Here is a 16,238-nt window from a genome sequence, read left to right as displayed (position 1 = left end):
TCTCATTGTATTTATAATTGTTAACGCATTGTTAACTTTAGCATGTTAAATCGCGACACGGGAATGCATTTTGATGAAATATGTGGGGAAGATAGCGTTAGTTGTCCTGACAGTCGCTACAAATAAAGCCTAAAACTGCTGTCGATAATTTGCTGGAGACAGCCCCGTTTTTTTCTTAAAAATTCGAGAAAAGTAAGAAACGTCTCGATACCCGCACTGATAAGCAATGTAAGCAATTTTCATCGATTCATTTTCAATTAGCATTTTCTTAGCTAATGAAATGCGTTTCGCCGTGACATAATCACGAAAGCACATACCCACTTTACGGTGGAAAACTTTGGAAAAGTAGTTCGGCGAGTAATGGCAAAGAGCGGCTGCTTCCTCTTCTCTTAGGTCCTTATGAACGTTATTGGCGATGTAATGGACTACGTCTGAAAAGTTTGACTTGCCGCTTCGAGAGAAAAGTTTATCTACCGAGATTTGTTCTTCGTCTACTTTACTATGCAAAAAGTATTTCAATTTTATCTGTGAAAGCCAGATAGGAAGAGTGAGCTCGTTCAACTTATAATATTCCGCACAAATATGCTTGGGCGGCAAGTGGGGAACTGTATCTTTTGGAGATACGACGATCAGTTTTTTGTCGAGGTTTTTACAGAGCGTTATAACACCTTTCAAGTGCTCTTGATGATCACAGGTTATGTAGTAAAAGAAATAGCTATGTTCTTTATCACTGAGGACTGAGATATCTTTACTGCAGTCCATAATGTCAAAGCACCCATCAAACTCACAACGAAATTGTTCCGGCAGCGAGCAAAGGGTCTCTCCTATCCAGTAAGCTTTGGTCTGTTTATCCATATGAATCCTGCTCAGTACGTACTACACCAGTGTTAGTATGCATTGAGGTCAGTCGAGCCTCATTCCTTGAGCTTCAGACCTCACCCTTTCGTTTATTAAGCTTAGGCTTGTATAGTCATACTGCAAGTGTGAAATGTGTCACATAGCTTACAGTGGTATGTCTTATTTATGATACATTTTGCCTCTGAAGCGCAGACAGGCAAGAAAGTACTAACCTTTGGCAAAAAAGTCCTAACCCCCCTAATTCTTGATGACTAATGTTTAAGCATGATTCGGGTGTATATGATACCTGCGTCATGGACAAGCGAGATTTGGTTAAATAAAGGGGATAATCTTATGGATAACTTTCGCAATCTAATCAAGGACTTCATGGAAGACGAAGAGGGGCTAACACTTTTGGAGTACATCCTAGGTGCGGCACTAATTGTAGCAGCGATGTTGAGCACAGACTTTTGGGGAACTCTCGCAGACAAGTTTGTAGCAGTCGCAAGCGATATTAGTGGAGCTGGTGAAGCTGGTGGAACTGGTCAATAAGATTAATGCTTGAGACTGAGTTAATTATTTGGTCATTGCTTATTGCGATTGGAGTCTCAGACGCTCAGAAACACAAAATACCAAATAAAGCGGTGCTTATGCTTTTGGTTGCTGTTACTGCAAACGTAATTTACAACCCAGCCACAAGTGGTTTGGATCATGTATATGGTGGGCTGGTTGCGTTTGCAGTGTGTTTCGCGCTGTATCTGTTCAAAGTAATGGCTGGAGGAGACGTCAAGTTACTCGCCGTCGTAGGAACATGGCTCGGTCTGAGTAATCTTGGGGAAGCGTCTACTGGAATAATACTTGCTGGAGGCATCGTGGGCATTTTTTATCTAATGTTACACGTGTCATCGACTAGTGTTGCTCTATCACACCAGATAAAAGGGTATTGCTCAGAAAAAGTAACACCAGGCTTTAGGTCTAATAAGCCGTTAGTCATTCCTTTCGCGCCGATAATCGTAATTGGATTAGCTTATTTCTCCTACACCCACTAAATAAAAATAATAAATGGCATGCAGTACATTCAGCATCAGTTGGCTAGGCAACTTCAAGGAGGGGAAGTGTGATGGGCTCTGCGTATTGGGAAAAACTCGTGCCACAAATAAATTCACCAAAAGTGCCTTCGTCTATCGAGGGTCTTGGCATACCGGCTTCAGTCGTCGAAAACCTCGTGTTGAAACATCTGTCTGCCTATCCGAAATGTGATTTGATCGAGTTAACACAGCGGTTATGCGTGGTTTCAAATATTGTTGAACTTGCTTTGGCGCAGTTGAGGAAACGAAGCTGGGTTGAGGTATATCAGCCTACATCTGAGAAGCTAAACCATTCGTACTCGAACATTCGTTATAGTCTAACGGAATTAGGACTTGCGGAAGCAGACATTGCATATAGAAAAGATCCGTATATCGGTCCTGTTCCAGTTTCTTTGGAAGAGTATTGGACCGTTGTTGAAGGACAAGATCTACGCAAAAACCCTGTTACCCGTATCGATGTAGAGCGTGCATTATCTGATGTTTTTGGCTCGGATCACTTAGTTCCTGTTCTCGGACCTGCTATCAACTCTGGACGAGCTTTGTTGCTTTACGGCCACGCGGGTACTGGTAAAAGTTACGTTGCATCAAGAGTGCTCAATGCAATGAACACTTCGGTGTTTATTCCTTACGCCGTATATGCCGATGGCAACATCATCAAAGTGTTCTCAGAGCATCATCACCGTCGTTTAGACAACTCCCATTCTCAGGTTTTCGTTAAGTTGGAAACCCATTACGACAAACGCTGGGTTCTTTGTGAAAGACCAAACATTCAAGTGGGCGGTGAGCTGACATTGGAGATGCTTGAGGTAAACCACAGCGAGCATAATCGTGTATGGATTGCGCCACTGCAAATGATGGCTAACAACGGAATCTTAGTGATTGATGATCTCGGTCGTCAGTCAATGCCTGTTGATGCCTTGCTAAATAGATGGATCGTTCCAATGGAATACTTATTTGACCATCTGGCGCTGCCAAATGGTCAACAAGTAACGGTGCCATTTATGCTTACTTTGGCATTCTCATCCAATTTTGCGCCAAGCAAAATTGCTGACCCTGCTTTTTTACGTCGTTTGGGTTACAAGATCGAGTTTACACCGCTTGGTTTGACAGATTATCAAGCGCTTTGGGTTTCGCTTGCTAAAGATTACCAAATGACGCTTGTGCCTGAGTTTTTCGATACGTTAAGTCAGTTACATCGCGACAATGATGTCGCCAACTACCCTTGTTTACCAAAAGACTTACTCGGTATTAGCCGCGATATTTTGGTGTTCGAAGGGAAAGAGAAGGTCGTCTCATCAGACATTTTAACCCGTGCCTGGGGACTGTACTTCACAGTGGATGAATAGGGAGATCTAAATTATGAGTCGGACTCAAGTCATCATGTTGCTGTTGCTCTCCATTGTTTTCGGCCTTGCCGCCGTTTTGATCGCTAAACAATGGATGGATGGCAGAAACCAACCAACAGTCGAGTTAGAAGAGGTCGAAAGGCATCCCGTTTTAGTTGCCGCCATGGAGCTAGAGCCAGGAACTATTCTCTCTGAGAAACATTTGTCTACTAAGCTCATGGAAGTGGATTGGATAGATGATGAAACATTGAAAGTAAAAGAACAGGCATTGGGAAGAATCGTTGCCAATACTATTTACGCGGGTGAACTTGTTAACCCTCATCGCCTTGCCCTACCTGGTGAAGGCGCAACACTTGCTGCATTAATTCCAGAAAACAAGCGAGCAATCACTATTCGCGTAAATGACGTTATCGGTGTGGCAGGTTTTTTGTTACCAGGCAACAAGGTCGATGTCCTGAATACAGTGAGTTATGGACAAGGTAAAAACGCCACAACAAAAACAGTGCTTAAAAATATCAATGTTCTTGCGGTGGACCAAACAGCCAAAACGAATGATAACAAACCCGTGATTGTACGCGCTGTGACTTTAGAAGTAACACCGAAAGAGGCAGAAAAGCTCTTATCGGCGAACAGCAAAGGCGATATACAGCTTGCTCTGCGCAACCCTCATGAAGTGGATAAACCTGTTGTAGCAAGAAAATACACGCCACGACCTAGTGTGACCATTATTAAGGGATCTCAGGCATCCAGTGTCCGAGTCAGCAATTAGGTGAATTATGAAAACAATAATATTACTTGTTAGCCAGTTACTTTTTGTCAGCTTGTCTGTTAACGCAGCCACGGTGCAGTCAGGAAAAGTCGTGACAGTTGCGCATCACCAATCAACCCAATTGATGATATCCGGCCAAGCGAAGAAAGTGACATTAGGGGATCCAGAAGTCTTGGATATTTTAGTGCTCAGATCGAACGAGCTGTTTCTTATTGGTAAGAAGTTAGGTACCACGAATGTGTCGGTGTGGGATCGCAGAGGCCGGTTAATTGAGCAGTTTAACGTGGAAGTCACGCATGATCTAAATACGCTTAAGTCGAAGCTTTATCAGTTCTTGCCGGATGAAAATATCGAAGTGCACAGTGCGCAAGAAAAAGTGGTACTTAAAGGCTTGGTCAGCAGTCAGCAAAACATGGACACTGCGGTCAAAATTGCTGAAACCTTCGCTTTGGGTGAAGCGGCAGATGAAGAAGATGATAGCTCTAAAGATGATGACAGCATGGTGATCAATCTACTTTCTATTGGCGGGGCTCAACAGGTGACGCTAGAAGTGACCGTTGCCGAAGTGCAGCGCACACTAGTAAGACGCTTTGACTCAAACTTCCACTTTTTCCAAAGAAGTGGGGATTTTACTTGGGGTGGTACGACTGCTGGTGGCGGTATTGATGGAATTGGACCGATTTTGAACGTTCCAACAGTCGAAGATTTCGGTTTTCTTGGGTCGTTTATCGACAGTAATACCTTGTTTACCTTCGCGCTTGATGTGGCGAAACAAAATGGCGTGGCGAAAGTGTTAGCAGAGCCTAGCCTTACCGCATTAAGTGGTACGCAAGCCGAGTTTGTCGCTGGTGGTGAATTCCCAATTCCAGTACCAAATGAAGATGGTATTACCATCGACTACAAAGAGTACGGTGTTCAACTCGACTTTGTTCCGTTTATTTTGAGTGATAAGAGAATCAATCTCAAACTGAACGTCAATGTGAGTGAAATTTCCAATTCTGGTGTGTTGACGTTTAATCCAAACGAAGTGAATGCCACTTTCTTTATTCCACCAATCACAAAACGAAGTGCTGGTACAACGATTGAGCTAGCAGATGGTCAAACCATTGGTATTGCGGGGCTATTGAGTGAAAACGCGCGTAACGTTGCGAATGGTATACCTGGTGCGAGTGATCTACCTGTGTTAGGCCGCTTGTTTAAGAGTGAAGAATTTACCTCTGGGGAAACAGAACTAGTCATTCTGGTTACTCCTCGATTAGCAACCCCAATTGATCGACGTCGAATCACGCTACCAACAGATGGTTTTGTTGCTCCAAACGATGTGGAGTTCTATTTGCTTGGTAAAGGTGCTGAGTTGGATTTCGATAGGTACCAGCTAAACGACATCAGTGAAGAAGATACTAACAACAATTTTATTCAATACGGTTCGTCAGAAGGTGGCTCTGAGGGCAAGTTTGGGCACAGTCTATAAGTGGGAGAACAAGATGAAAAGCATAATGATAATGACCATTTGTTTCACATCATTCGGCTTGTTTGGCTGTGCGAATGACCCCGAGCTTGGTATCTCGGTTAGCCAGCTGCGCGCTGAACAAACTCTGAATCCAGAAGCCTGGTATGAGAATTTGGGCTACTTACCGGAAGGTAGTGGTGAGCGCACACAAGTTAGCTTAGAGGTATATAACAACAATGGGGTAGCCAAAGATGATTAAGTGATACGTTCACTTAGGAGGGGCTATGCGAAGGAATATGCATATAGCGCCAAGGAGAGCTCAGAAAGGGATTACCTTGGTATTAATTAGTTTAGTTTTATTATTTTTACTTGGTGTTGCAGCCTTTGGTATTGATTTGAATCACCAAGTACTCAATAAAACAAGACTACAAAACGCGGTCGACTCCGCTGCATTAGCGGCTGCGGTTGTCGTCGATGAAAGGACCGACGCGGCAGATTTGGCTGAGCGGCTTAGTTTAGCGACGCAGGCGGCGAATGATGCTCTGACTCATTCTGCTGCGTCTGATGGTAACCAAGAATTAGTTTACACGGGGGAAAACATAGATGTAACTTTCTCAAATTCGAACGCTAAAGGCTCATTTGTTGAAGCTGGAGAGTTCTCTTTGGGCAGTGACAGCGACATCTATGTTCGTGTTGCCGTTAGTAATGTTCTTTTGACACAGTATTTAAGTGGCATGTTTGGGCTCGACAAAGGGAAAGGGGTGTCAGCGAGTGCTGTTGCAGGACCAAGTGCGCCAAGCATTACTACATGTAACGTGTCGCCTATTGCTATGTGTGGCGATGTAGGCTCAGCTGATCTGGCGTGGGGATACATTCCTTCTTCAAACCCAAACTACAATGGTGCACAAGATCGAGATGCTGACACTATTCATGTATTGAAACCATCAGGGCACACGGATGGTGGCATTGGTTCGGGTAACTATCACCTTTTAGACTTTGGTTCCGGTAAAAATACAGTAAGAGAAATGCTGGCAGGGGATACTGAGGAGTGCATAACAGTCGGTGATTTAGTCACAACAGAGACTGGTAAAGGTACGGGACCAGTAGCGCAAGGTCTAAATACGAGATTTGATGGGGGTAAGCCAGATGAAGGCATTACTTCAGATAAGTACATCGAAGAGTCCAACGTAACATACGACAATTACCAACAACAATATCAGGATGCGGAAGACCCGGCCGTTGATAACGATGCGTTTTATTATGCTGATTATGTCGAAGGGTTAGCCGCTTGTACGGGGGGGCCCGGCGCGTGCAAGTCGCAATATTACCGAGCGGATGGGAAAACCGATAGAAGGGTATTACGAGTGCCGATCGTTCGTTGTGATGAAGCTCCAAAAAAAGGCGGCAAGATGGATTTAGAAGTACTGGGCCTAGGATGCTTTTTTGTTACTCAGGAAGTGCAAAACAAGGGGAATGAATCGGAAATATTCGGTCAGTTTCTAGAGGATTGTACGGTAAAAAATGCGTCGTCTGGGGTAGATCCGGATGAAGATGGAGTTGGGCCATACAAAATCGTTCTATACAAAGACCCGTCAAGTGGAGGGTCTTAATATGATGTACTCCAATAGAAAGCATCAGATGAAAAAGATGGCTAACCAGAAAGGACTGGCAATTATAGAGTTTATTCTTGCATTGCCAGTGCTACTGATGCTGACCGTATTAGTTATCGACGTGAGCCGAGCTTTTATTCAATACACAGAGGTCAACAAAGCATTGCAAAATGGCGTACGGTATGCCGTGATTGATACTTATGGCACGTTAGATTTTGAAGGCATAGCTGAAGAATCTGATATTAAAAATGTGGTGATCTATGGCACGCCGAGTGGCGTTGGTACGCCGGTAATCGACTATATTGAAGCTGCTGACATTATTGTGACTCAACCAACGGACACCAATAAGGTTGTCACCATATCGGCTACTTATAATTATGAGCCTATTTTCTCAACCTTACCTTTTACCGGAACCTCTTTGGCTTTCAGTATTGGCTCTTCTGCGTCAATGAGGACTAGCCCATGAAACAATGGATAAGGAAACAGAAAGGACTGACCCAAGTTGAGTTTTCGTTAATTGCACTTGCGGTAATGTTAGTACTGTTCATGATTATTGAGTTTGCAATCTACTTTTATTCAGTGCAAATGGTCAACGAAATTACCAGGCGAGCGGCACGACTTGCCACGGTTTGTTTTATTTCTGAACGTGATGAAATACCTAATCATCAAGCTTTGGAGAGTCTATATCCTTCAGGTTTTACCGCTAATAATTTACAAATCGAATATTTAGACGATACAGGTGCAACTGTTGATGTGTCGGATTTTTTGAGTACTCCACCTGCAGCATCTACAGTGTTAGATGCTCAGTTTTCAAAAATAAAATATGTTCAAGCAAGAGCAGTTGATTATGAATTTAAGTTTTTTGTGTTAGCTGCGCTTATTAGTGCAGTAGGAAAAACGCCTGCTTTTGAAACTGTATTGCCGGCAGAAAGCTTAGGTGTATTAAAGCCTGAAGCTGATAACCCTGCTGTTTATTCGGATTGTTCCGCGGAGTAGCTTTATGTTGAAACCAGTCAAAATAGATAATGAAACACATAAAAGTTTAAAAACTAACTTGATTATTTGGATAGTTTATTCTACATCAAATTTTAAAATTCACATTGCTGATGAACTATCAAGGTGTGTAAATCTAAATATTGATTGGATAGAGCTAGATACCTTTAACTTGGACTTTGTGAAAAATAAGCAAGTTCCTGATCTCATTTATATTGAAACCGGTGAAAGCTGGGCTCAGAAAGTGGCTCATGTTTATTCTAGTGACAGCAGTTTACAACATAATCATACCGCTTTGATTGTATTTGGCGACGAGAACGATACTGCATCCCTTAAAATGGCATTAAGGCTTGGGGCAACAGATTATTTGTCTCGTTCGGTTGATTTTGGCGAGCTATATCCTTTATTAAAATCTACCGCGGATGAAAAGATTGCCAATAAGAAAATGGGCGACCTAACATTGTTTATTAATACAAAAGGTGGCTCTGGAGCAACCACTTTGGCTATTAATACAGCAATAGAATTATCAAGCTATGCTAAGAGTAAAGTGTTGCTCGTTGACTTGGATATGCAGTTTAGTGATGCCGCTGATTATTTAAACTGTAAGCCTAAATACAATATTAATGATGTGATTGACTCTGTTAATGATTTAGATGAATTATCACTAGAAGGACTAGTCTACCAGCATCCTTCAGGTTTGAATTATTTGTGTTTTAACCAAAATGATCCTAAAGGTAATTACAAGCATGCGGTTCAAGTTAGTAAATTATTACCTATTTTGAGGCAGTTTTACTCACATATTATTGTGGATTTATCTCATGGCGTTGAGCACGTTTATCAACAAATTGTTTCTCCGGCAACACATGTTTTTTTGATTCTGCAACAGAATGTTACCTCGGTGAAGCATGCTGTTAGTTATATACGTTCTTTAGAATTAGACTATGGTTTAAGTAGTCATCAGGTTGAACTAATTGTTAATCGTTTTGAAAAGAAATCGACAATATCGTTGAAAGACATTGAAAATGCGGTTAGTGGACATGCAATACACTTAGTACCTAATAACTTTGCTATTGCTATCGAGAGCGCTAATTTGGGCAACCCAATTGTTCAATCTAAGAAAAATAGTGCGCTGAAAGCGTCTTTGGCTGAAATATCGCACTTATTAGAAAGTCCGACCAAAGAGAATCAAAGTTGGATAAAAAAACTATTTTCTTAGTAAGGGGGAGTTATGTTTTTCAAACGGAAAGGCGTCGGGAGTTCTTTCAATTCCGTAGATGAAACAAAAGAATCCAAGGTTGTGAATGTCGAGTTGGCAAAATCTGATGAAGACACGTCAGATGAGCAAAAGTCTTTGTCGCCGGTAGAAGCCAAGATGAAAGCGATCGAGGAGCAGAAAAAGCAATTAGAACAAGATCTCTCGATAAAACACTACTACCACAAGAAACTACTGGATACCTTGGATCTCGGGCTTCTATCGCATTTGCAAGAAGATCGCGCGAAAGAGGAGTTGCGCGAAGCGGTTGTTCAGCTCATTGCGGAAGATCAAACACACCCATTGAGTTCAGAAGCGCGAAACCGCGTAATACATCAAATTGAAGATGAAGTGTTCGGCCTGGGGCCTCTTGAGCCACTTCTTGAAGATCAAACAATCTCAGATATCTTAGTAAATGGCCCGAAAAATATTTTCGTCGAACGTTTTGGTAAGTTGGAGAAAACACCGCACACCTTTTTAGACGAACGCCATTTGCGCAACATTATCGACCGTATTGTAAGCCAAGTGGGTCGAAGGATCGATGAGGCTTCACCCATGGTGGATGCTCGACTCAAAGATGGCTCACGTTTTAATGCGATTATACCTCCTCTTGCTATTGATGGGCCTTCAGTTTCTATTCGACGTTTTGCGGTTGAACGTTTGAATATGGATAACCTATTAGAACTTGGATCGTTGTCTCCTGAAATGGCGAAGTTTCTTAATGCGGCGGTTGTGGGGGAAATGAATATCCTGATTTCTGGTGGTACAGGTTCTGGTAAAACAACCACGCTAAATATTTTGTCGAGCTTTATTCCTAGCGACCAACGCATTGTAACCATTGAGGACTCGGCAGAGTTACAACTCCAACAGCCACATATTATCCGTTTGGAAACACGTCCTTCCAATATCGAGGGTAAGGGTGAAATTTCTCAGCGTGATTTAGTAAAAAACTCACTTCGTATGCGTCCCGATCGGATAGTTGTTGGTGAGGTTCGTGGCTCAGAAGCGGTGGATATGCTATCCGCAATGAACACGGGTCATGATGGGTCTTTGGCTACTATCCACGCGAATACACCAAGAGATGCGCTGAGCCGGATTGAGAATATGTTCTCGATGGCAGGGTGGAATGTGTCGACAAAAAACTTGAGAGCGCAGATCGCGTCTGCCATCAATATTGTTGTGCAAATGGATCGTCAGGAAGACGGTAAACGTCGCATGGTTAGCGTACAAGAAATTAATGGCATGGAAGGTGACGTTATTACCATGTCGGAGATCTTCACCTTCCAAAGAAGAGGGGTCGATCAAGAAGGCAATGTGTTAGGTGATTACATGGCTACAGGGATTGTACCAAGCTGCCATGACCAATTAGTAAAACGAGGCTTAGACGTACCATTTGAAATATTCAATGAAAAAGCCCGTTAGGAGATTGCTATGGATAGTCAATTCCCCCTTTTTCTTGTACTGCTGTTTTTGTCCGTATTCTTTATTAGCCAAGCGTTAATTCTGCCTTCTGCGGGTAAAAAGGTTAAGCATAAGCAATTAATCAAGCGGATACACGAAAGCCATAAACATATTGATCAAGAGAGTATTTCTTTATTAAGGGAAAACTCGCTCAAGAATCTATCGCCATTAGAGCGATGGCTTGTGAGGTTTAGCCTGTTCGATAACTTTAAGAAGAAGTTGGAACTGGCTGGGATACACATGGGGTTCAGTCGGTTTATTTTCCTCACATTCCTCGGAGGGACTGCGGTTGGTCTATTTCTGTTCTTGTTCGGGCAAGTTTGGTACCTCTGTGCTGGTGTTGCGTTTGCTTGCTGGGTGTCTGTTTACTTCTACATACAGAAAAGGATTGCTGATCGTTTAATGAAATTTGAAGAGCAACTGCCAGAGGCTCTCGATATCATCAAGCGAGTTTTGCAGGCAGGGCAGCCAATTACGCAGGGGTTTGGAGAAGTAGGCAGAGAGGTTAGTGCACCGCTTGGTCCTGAGTTCATGAATACCTTTAATTTACTCAACTATGGTTATGACCTCCGTTTGGCGATTATGCAAATGTCGGAGAGAACTCCTACCGTATCTATGCTTGCTTTCTCCAGTGCGGTGTTACTGCAAAAGGAAACGGGTGGTAATTTAGTCGAAAACATTGAGAAGCTCTCCCATATCCTACGTGCTCGTTTCAAACTCGCTCGAAAAATAAAAACCATTTCGGCGGAATCTCGAATGTCGGCATGGGTATTAGTATTAGCGCCTTTTGGTTTGTACGTCATCATTTCCCTTGTTCGACCTGAGTATATTGAGTTACTCCACACGCATCCAATGGGGATCAAAATGGTCATTGGTGGGATGGTAGCGTTGTTTATCGGCACGCTTTGGATTCGTAAAATCGTCAATATTGAGGTGTAGCCATGGAAAGTATTCAAGGATGGTTAAACGATTTTGCTGTCGGCCAAGAAACACTGCTTATGGGGTTGATCCTCATCACTACAGTGTTGGTTGTGATGACGTTAGGCTCGATAATTATCGGGGTTAACTCGCCAATTAAACGAAAGTTAGCCGAATTGTCTGGTGATAAGAAAGAAGTCTCTCATCACAACAAAAAAATGTCAGACACCTTGGAGTCGTTAGCGCCTTTAACTTCCCCAACCAGTGAAAAAGAGCGCCAAACGACACGCAATAAACTGATGCATGCTGGGTTTCATGAAAGCAATGCATTATCGATGTTTTATGCCATTAAATCGGTCACGACAATCTTAGGTGTGATGGTGGCGGCACTGGTGTATTTCTCGGTTCCGGAATCTAAATACCTGTACACGTATATGGCGTTATCCGTATTTATTGGGCTTTTATTTCCTGATTTTATTTTGCGTCGAATGGTGAACAAGCGTCAGCAAGCGATTCGTGCAGGTGTGCCCGACATGCTTGATTTGCTGGTGGTTTGTACCGAATCAGGGCTTGGCTTTAATGCAGCGTTGCGTCGGGTTGCTGATGAATTGGTTATCTCTCACCCAGAGCTTGCCGATGAAATCGATACGGTGTGCAACAAAATTAAAGCGGGCAAACCAATGCCAGAAGCGCTGAGGGAGCTAGTATTAAGGACAGGGTTAGAAGAATTAATGGGGCTGGTAAGTATGCTTAGCCATGCCTCTCGAATAGGGGGGAGTTTAGTCAACTCCTTGCGTGAATATACCGAAGACTACAGGGATAAGCGTCAACAAGCAGCAGAAGAAATTGCTGCAAAAATCCCAGTCAAAATGATGTTTCCAATGGTGCTATTTATTTGGCCTTGCTTTTTTATTGTGGCTATCGGACCTGCGTTAATTTCATTGGCTGAGGCATTTTCTAATTAAAAAGCAAAATAGGGATCGTTATGTGGATTAAGAAATACGTCATCATCTCGTTGTTGGTGCTTACCGCATGTTCAACAACTGAACAGTCATCAGATTTCGATTCAACGCTGTACTCAGGTAAGCCCGTTGAGTCTCTCACTAATGATGAACCTCCCAAAACAGAGGAAGAGGCAATCTCACGAGGGGATATTGCATTAAGCAACAAAAATGTCGACTTAGCCTTGTATGAATATATTCGCTCACTCTCTTTCCCTAATGCAGTCCATAAAGATAAAACCTTGTACACCGTGGGTCGCATCCATTTAGCTAGGGAGAATTCAGAGCTCGCCGATAAATCATTTCGAGCATCTTTGGCTGAGAACCCCGATCATATTGGTTCCCTGACTGAGCTAGGTACTTTATACACGAAACGTGGAGAAAAGGACGTTGGGAAAAGCTACTACATACGCGCTTTGAATGCTGACCAAATTCGCATGGATGGCGATCCTACCATCACTAAAGACAACATTACTGCAGAGAGCGTTGCAACATATCGCTATGATGATAAATCACCAGTCTCTGCTTACTCCGGTCTAGGTGTGCTTTACGACATTCGTGGCGACCACGATATTGCGCAGGCGTTAATTCGAAAAGCGTTGGATATTGACTCAAGAAACGTAAACGCTTTGGTCAGCCTTGGCTACTCCTACTACATGGAAAAAGCTTACTCAAAAGCGGCGCACTTTACTCAAGCCGCACTAAGTATCAAGCCAGGAGATGAGAGGGGAATCAATAATTTAGGTCTCATTGCTTTAGCTAAAGATCAGCCACGACAAGCTCTGAGTATTTTTAGTCGACACATGACAGAACCCGAAGCGCTCAACAATGTTGGCTATTTCTTGATCCTTCAAGGCAAACCAGGAGAGGCGATTCCTTATTTACAACAGGCTATTGATAAGAACCCTGCCTACTATGAACTGGCAAATAAAAACCTAGAACGAGCATTGGCAATGGTGAGAGAGCGAGGGGATACCTCTACCGCGCTTCTCCAATAAATTTGAAGACCCTTTTAAAAGAAAGCCACTCTGCAAGATAGAGTGGCTTTTTCATTTATGGGGAGTAGTCCGTTGCAAAGGTGTTTGTTCAATTAGCCGTCATTCGCTTCTTTCAGGGTAAGAAGCATAGCGCCGTAAAGCCCAACCAACTATCTTCCATAACATCACCGTCAAGAGTGTTGCGAGGTAGCCATCAATCGCATAATGCCAGGCTAAATGTACCGAACCGATTTGAATGATGACTGCGAAAGCGTAAGCAAAGTAGCCGATGGTTTTGTTGAGTCTATAAATTGATAGCGCCATCAAAACCGCAATGGAAACGTGCAAACTCGGCATTGCCGAAATGCCAGAGCCAATACCATTGGCATTCGCGATGTACTCATCCCAAAGATATTGCTGTGTAGGCAATGCCCACAATTGCCCAGCGTCTACATTGGTAAGATATTGGCTTTGGACTTCGAGCGTTTTCATCAGAGGAACAAACTGTTCATCTCCAGTGATAAGCTCCACATAACATGGGCCTGCTGAAGAAAGCAACGTGGCGAAGAAGACACCAAGAATCATCCAAGACAATGCGAACGTGAGTAAAAACTGTTGCCTTACCAACGGGTATTTTTTGTAGATAAGGAAAAAGATGAGTATGCCCCACATACAAAAAAACCATGCGTTGTAGGCTACATTTAGCCCTAATGAGGCCCAAGCATTGGAGAATAATGCATGGGTCAACTCCCACGGAGCAAACCCGAAGTGTAGCAACGAATCAATATTCGCAAAGGTCAGATCCCACTTGAATGGATTGATGATTGGAATCAGCGATTTCAAAAACGTGTGGTTAGAGAAAATCAGGTTGAGTGCCATCATCGAAACAAACACTGATACAGGTCGGTACAGCGGAAAAATAAGATGCTTCAGTTTTCGTATGAAGCGCTTTGCTGGCTGTTTTTCTTTGCGCAGTATGAGATAGAAATAATAGTAGATACACCAGCTTAAACCTGTGACATACAAAGCTTGTATGAGTGTTTCAAGGTAAGTGGTAAAAGAGTAATCGATAGGGAAATCGAGATACAAAGAACAAAGATAAATGACAGCAGTCGAGATAAAGCAATAGGTGTAGAAAATCTTATCGTTCAATAACTCATTCTTTACTGATGTGAGTAAAGCCGATGCTTTTTGCTGCCAGCTAAGGTTGAGCTCGTAATTGTTGTCTTGTTCCATTGATGATCCGTCATCTCTATCCTTCCAATATCATTAAGCTTAGTTGAGAAAACGGGCACTCGTATTTGAGTACCCGTGGTTTATCTGGATTCAATAGTTGGCGTATCAGCAGGCTACATCATGCCCGTGACAAGGCCTGCCGCCACAAAAAACACGATCATCCACAGAACCGAAAGGTTGAGCTTTTTGTGTAGATAAAAACCTGCAACCACTAACGCCATGTCGATGGGAGCAACAACTGCGCTGCTAAATACTGGCTGGTAAAGTGCCGCGAGTAGTAACCCTACTACCGAGGCATTTACACCGTTGATGGCGCCGGAGACCAGCGGTTTTCCTGCCAGTGTTTGCCAGTTCTTAAGAACGCCAAGTAGTAAAAGAAACCCAGGGAGGAATACGCCAAGCGTTGCGATCAGCGCACCTAAAATTGGCGTATCCGAAAGCTCATAACCGATAAAAGTCGCAAAGGTGAACATTGGCCCTGGTACAGCTTGTGCAGCGGCGTAGCCTGTTAAAAATGCATCTTGGCTGAGCTGGTCGCCAACAATGTTTTGCAGAAGCGGCAGAACCACATGACCGCCACCAAACACTAAGCTACCAGCTTGGAAAAAATCACTAAACAGCCCAAGTAAAGGTAACGTATGAGCCACTAACGGTAAGCCGAGTAAAAGCATCGCAAATAGAGCCAATGGCGCGATAGACGGTTTAAACGGCTCGGCTGATGGCGCGGAGTCTTTCTTTAGATATCGCATTCCGACAAAACCTGCTGCGATCAACACGAACATTTGCGTCATGATGCTTGGTGCCACCAGCAACGCAATCGCAGTCGCGACGCACAAACCCGCGGTCAGTTTACTTTGGCAGAAGTTTTTGTACATGCCCCAAGTCGCATCCGCCACGACGACGACTGCGAGCAGTTTTAGGCCGTGAACGATGTTTTGGAACACTGCGGTGTCGGTGATTTGGCTGCTCACCATCGCCAGCACCAACATGATGACCACTGAAGGAAGCGTGAATCCGACAAATGCTGCGCATGCGCCACCTAAACCGCCACGTTTATAGCCTAAAGCAAAGCCAACTTGGCTTGAGCCCGGTCCCGGCAAAAACTGACTGAGCGCGACAATTTGCGCGTACTCGCTGTCATCAAGCCATTTCAGTTTCTCAACAAAGGTTTGGCGAAAATAACCAATATGAGCCGCCGGGCCGCCGAAGCTGAACCAACCCAGCCAGAAAAAAGTTTTGAATATGGTGAACATGTCGAGCCTGTTTATCTAAAAAGCATTGTTGCTAATTTATCGAATGC

General features: G+C 43.4%; 17 protein-coding genes. 14 read left to right on the top strand and 3 right to left on the bottom strand.

Annotation, left to right across the window (positions count from 1 at the left end; translation table 11 throughout):
- Positions 1–129: 129 nt before the first annotated feature.
- Positions 130–855, bottom strand: a complete 726-nt coding sequence (locus L3V37_RS16860; protein ID WP_151515083.1) for an AraC family transcriptional regulator — start codon at positions 853–855, stop codon at positions 130–132.
- Between the two features lie 336 nt (positions 856–1,191).
- Between L3V37_RS16860 and L3V37_RS16855 the strand changes: the two genes are divergently transcribed.
- The 14 genes from L3V37_RS16855 (at position 1,192) to L3V37_RS16790 (ending at position 13,723) form a co-directional block, all read left to right on the top strand.
- The gene (locus L3V37_RS16855; protein ID WP_237306642.1) at positions 1,192–1,389 is read left to right on the top strand and encodes a Flp family type IVb pilin; all 198 of its coding nucleotides are present in this window, start codon (positions 1,192–1,194) and stop codon (positions 1,387–1,389) included.
- Between the two features lie 5 nt (positions 1,390–1,394).
- Positions 1,395–1,886, top strand: coding sequence for a prepilin peptidase (locus L3V37_RS16850; protein ID WP_237306641.1), 492 nt, complete (start codon positions 1,395–1,397; stop codon positions 1,884–1,886).
- Between the two features lie 71 nt (positions 1,887–1,957).
- Positions 1,958–3,271, top strand: coding sequence for an AAA family ATPase (locus L3V37_RS16845; protein ID WP_237306649.1), 1,314 nt, complete (start codon positions 1,958–1,960; stop codon positions 3,269–3,271).
- Between the two features lie 13 nt (positions 3,272–3,284).
- Positions 3,285–4,040: a Flp pilus assembly protein CpaB gene (cpaB, locus tag L3V37_RS16840; protein ID WP_005386448.1), complete on the top strand. Its 756-nt coding sequence runs from the start codon at positions 3,285–3,287 to the stop codon at positions 4,038–4,040.
- 7 nt (positions 4,041–4,047) lie between these two features.
- On the top strand, positions 4,048–5,511 hold the full coding sequence (locus L3V37_RS16835) for a type II and III secretion system protein family protein (protein ID WP_237306640.1): 1,464 nt from the start codon (positions 4,048–4,050) through the stop codon (positions 5,509–5,511).
- 13 nt (positions 5,512–5,524) lie between these two features.
- Positions 5,525–5,749 carry a hypothetical protein gene (locus tag L3V37_RS16830; protein ID WP_031781045.1) on the top strand — a complete coding sequence of 75 codons (225 nt, stop codon included), beginning with the start codon at positions 5,525–5,527 and terminating at the stop codon, positions 5,747–5,749.
- Positions 5,750–5,774: 25 nt separating this feature from the next.
- A complete protein-coding gene (locus L3V37_RS16825) occupies positions 5,775–7,100 on the top strand; it encodes a pilus assembly protein TadG-related protein (protein WP_237306639.1) in 1,326 nt (441 codons plus the stop codon).
- Between the two features lies 1 nt (position 7,101).
- Positions 7,102–7,566 (top strand): TadE/TadG family type IV pilus assembly protein, encoded by a 465-nt coding sequence (locus tag L3V37_RS16820; RefSeq protein WP_237306638.1) that lies wholly within the window; start codon positions 7,102–7,104, stop codon positions 7,564–7,566.
- Positions 7,563–8,096: a TadE/TadG family type IV pilus assembly protein gene (locus tag L3V37_RS16815; protein WP_005386454.1), complete on the top strand. Its 534-nt coding sequence runs from the start codon at positions 7,563–7,565 to the stop codon at positions 8,094–8,096. The genes L3V37_RS16820 and L3V37_RS16815 overlap by 4 nt, the downstream gene beginning before the upstream one ends.
- 4 nt (positions 8,097–8,100) lie before the next feature.
- Complete coding sequence (locus L3V37_RS16810; protein WP_237306637.1) at positions 8,101–9,309, top strand: AAA family ATPase; 1,209 nt, start codon at positions 8,101–8,103, stop codon at positions 9,307–9,309.
- 12 nt (positions 9,310–9,321) lie between these two features.
- Positions 9,322–10,767, top strand: coding sequence for a CpaF family protein (locus L3V37_RS16805; protein WP_046875025.1), 1,446 nt, complete (start codon positions 9,322–9,324; stop codon positions 10,765–10,767).
- Positions 10,768–10,776: 9 nt separating this feature from the next.
- Positions 10,777–11,745 (top strand): type II secretion system F family protein, encoded by a 969-nt coding sequence (locus L3V37_RS16800; protein WP_046875024.1) that lies wholly within the window; start codon positions 10,777–10,779, stop codon positions 11,743–11,745.
- Between the two features lie 2 nt (positions 11,746–11,747).
- Positions 11,748–12,689: a type II secretion system F family protein gene (locus L3V37_RS16795; protein WP_005386462.1), complete on the top strand. Its 942-nt coding sequence runs from the start codon at positions 11,748–11,750 to the stop codon at positions 12,687–12,689.
- Positions 12,690–12,709: 20 nt separating this feature from the next.
- A complete protein-coding gene (locus L3V37_RS16790) occupies positions 12,710–13,723 on the top strand; it encodes a lipopolysaccharide assembly protein LapB (protein ID WP_005386465.1) in 1,014 nt (337 codons plus the stop codon).
- Between the two features lie 99 nt (positions 13,724–13,822).
- Here the strand turns inward: L3V37_RS16790 and L3V37_RS16785 are convergent, their stop codons facing one another.
- Both L3V37_RS16785 and chrA read right to left on the bottom strand, forming a co-directional pair.
- The gene (locus L3V37_RS16785) at positions 13,823–14,938 is read right to left on the bottom strand and encodes a phosphatase PAP2 family protein (protein ID WP_213912240.1); all 1,116 of its coding nucleotides are present in this window, start codon (positions 14,936–14,938) and stop codon (positions 13,823–13,825) included.
- Between the two features lie 113 nt (positions 14,939–15,051).
- Positions 15,052–16,191, bottom strand: a complete 1,140-nt coding sequence (gene chrA / locus L3V37_RS16780) for a chromate efflux transporter (protein ID WP_237306636.1) — start codon at positions 16,189–16,191, stop codon at positions 15,052–15,054.
- Positions 16,192–16,238: the final 47 nt, after the last annotated feature.

Source organism: Vibrio sp. D54, assembly GCF_021728075.1.
Classification (GTDB): domain Bacteria; phylum Pseudomonadota; class Gammaproteobacteria; order Enterobacterales; family Vibrionaceae; genus Vibrio; species Vibrio alginolyticus.
Note: the sequence above shows the minus strand (reverse complement) of the source record. Positions and strands in the feature narration are given on the sequence as shown.

What these genes read in the sequence shown, in the direction of transcription:
- L3V37_RS16835 (WP_237306640.1), top strand. Translation starts at nt 4,048, where the DNA reads ATGAAAACAATAATATTACTTGTTAGCCAGTTACTTTTTGTCAGCTTG.
- L3V37_RS16825 (WP_237306639.1), top strand. Translation starts at nt 5,775, where the DNA reads ATGCGAAGGAATATGCATATAGCGCCAAGGAGAGCTCAGAAAGGGATT.
- L3V37_RS16790 (WP_005386465.1), top strand. Translation starts at nt 12,710, where the DNA reads ATGTGGATTAAGAAATACGTCATCATCTCGTTGTTGGTGCTTACCGCA.
- L3V37_RS16810 (WP_237306637.1), top strand. Translation starts at nt 8,101, where the DNA reads ATGTTGAAACCAGTCAAAATAGATAATGAAACACATAAAAGTTTAAAA.
- L3V37_RS16800 (WP_046875024.1), top strand. Translation starts at nt 10,777, where the DNA reads ATGGATAGTCAATTCCCCCTTTTTCTTGTACTGCTGTTTTTGTCCGTA.
- L3V37_RS16795 (WP_005386462.1), top strand. Translation starts at nt 11,748, where the DNA reads ATGGAAAGTATTCAAGGATGGTTAAACGATTTTGCTGTCGGCCAAGAA.
- L3V37_RS16830 (WP_031781045.1), top strand. Translation starts at nt 5,525, where the DNA reads ATGAAAAGCATAATGATAATGACCATTTGTTTCACATCATTCGGCTTG.
- chrA (WP_237306636.1), bottom strand. Translation starts at nt 16,191, where the DNA reads ATGTTCACCATATTCAAAACTTTTTTCTGGCTGGGTTGGTTCAGCTTC.
- L3V37_RS16860 (WP_151515083.1), bottom strand. Translation starts at nt 855, where the DNA reads ATGGATAAACAGACCAAAGCTTACTGGATAGGAGAGACCCTTTGCTCG.
- L3V37_RS16850 (WP_237306641.1), top strand. Translation starts at nt 1,395, where the DNA reads ATGCTTGAGACTGAGTTAATTATTTGGTCATTGCTTATTGCGATTGGA.
- L3V37_RS16815 (WP_005386454.1), top strand. Translation starts at nt 7,563, where the DNA reads ATGAAACAATGGATAAGGAAACAGAAAGGACTGACCCAAGTTGAGTTT.
- L3V37_RS16805 (WP_046875025.1), top strand. Translation starts at nt 9,322, where the DNA reads ATGTTTTTCAAACGGAAAGGCGTCGGGAGTTCTTTCAATTCCGTAGAT.
- L3V37_RS16820 (WP_237306638.1), top strand. Translation starts at nt 7,102, where the DNA reads ATGATGTACTCCAATAGAAAGCATCAGATGAAAAAGATGGCTAACCAG.
- L3V37_RS16785 (WP_213912240.1), bottom strand. Translation starts at nt 14,938, where the DNA reads ATGGAACAAGACAACAATTACGAGCTCAACCTTAGCTGGCAGCAAAAA.
- cpaB (WP_005386448.1), top strand. Translation starts at nt 3,285, where the DNA reads ATGAGTCGGACTCAAGTCATCATGTTGCTGTTGCTCTCCATTGTTTTC.
- L3V37_RS16845 (WP_237306649.1), top strand. Translation starts at nt 1,958, where the DNA reads ATGGGCTCTGCGTATTGGGAAAAACTCGTGCCACAAATAAATTCACCA.
- L3V37_RS16855 (WP_237306642.1), top strand. Translation starts at nt 1,192, where the DNA reads ATGGATAACTTTCGCAATCTAATCAAGGACTTCATGGAAGACGAAGAG.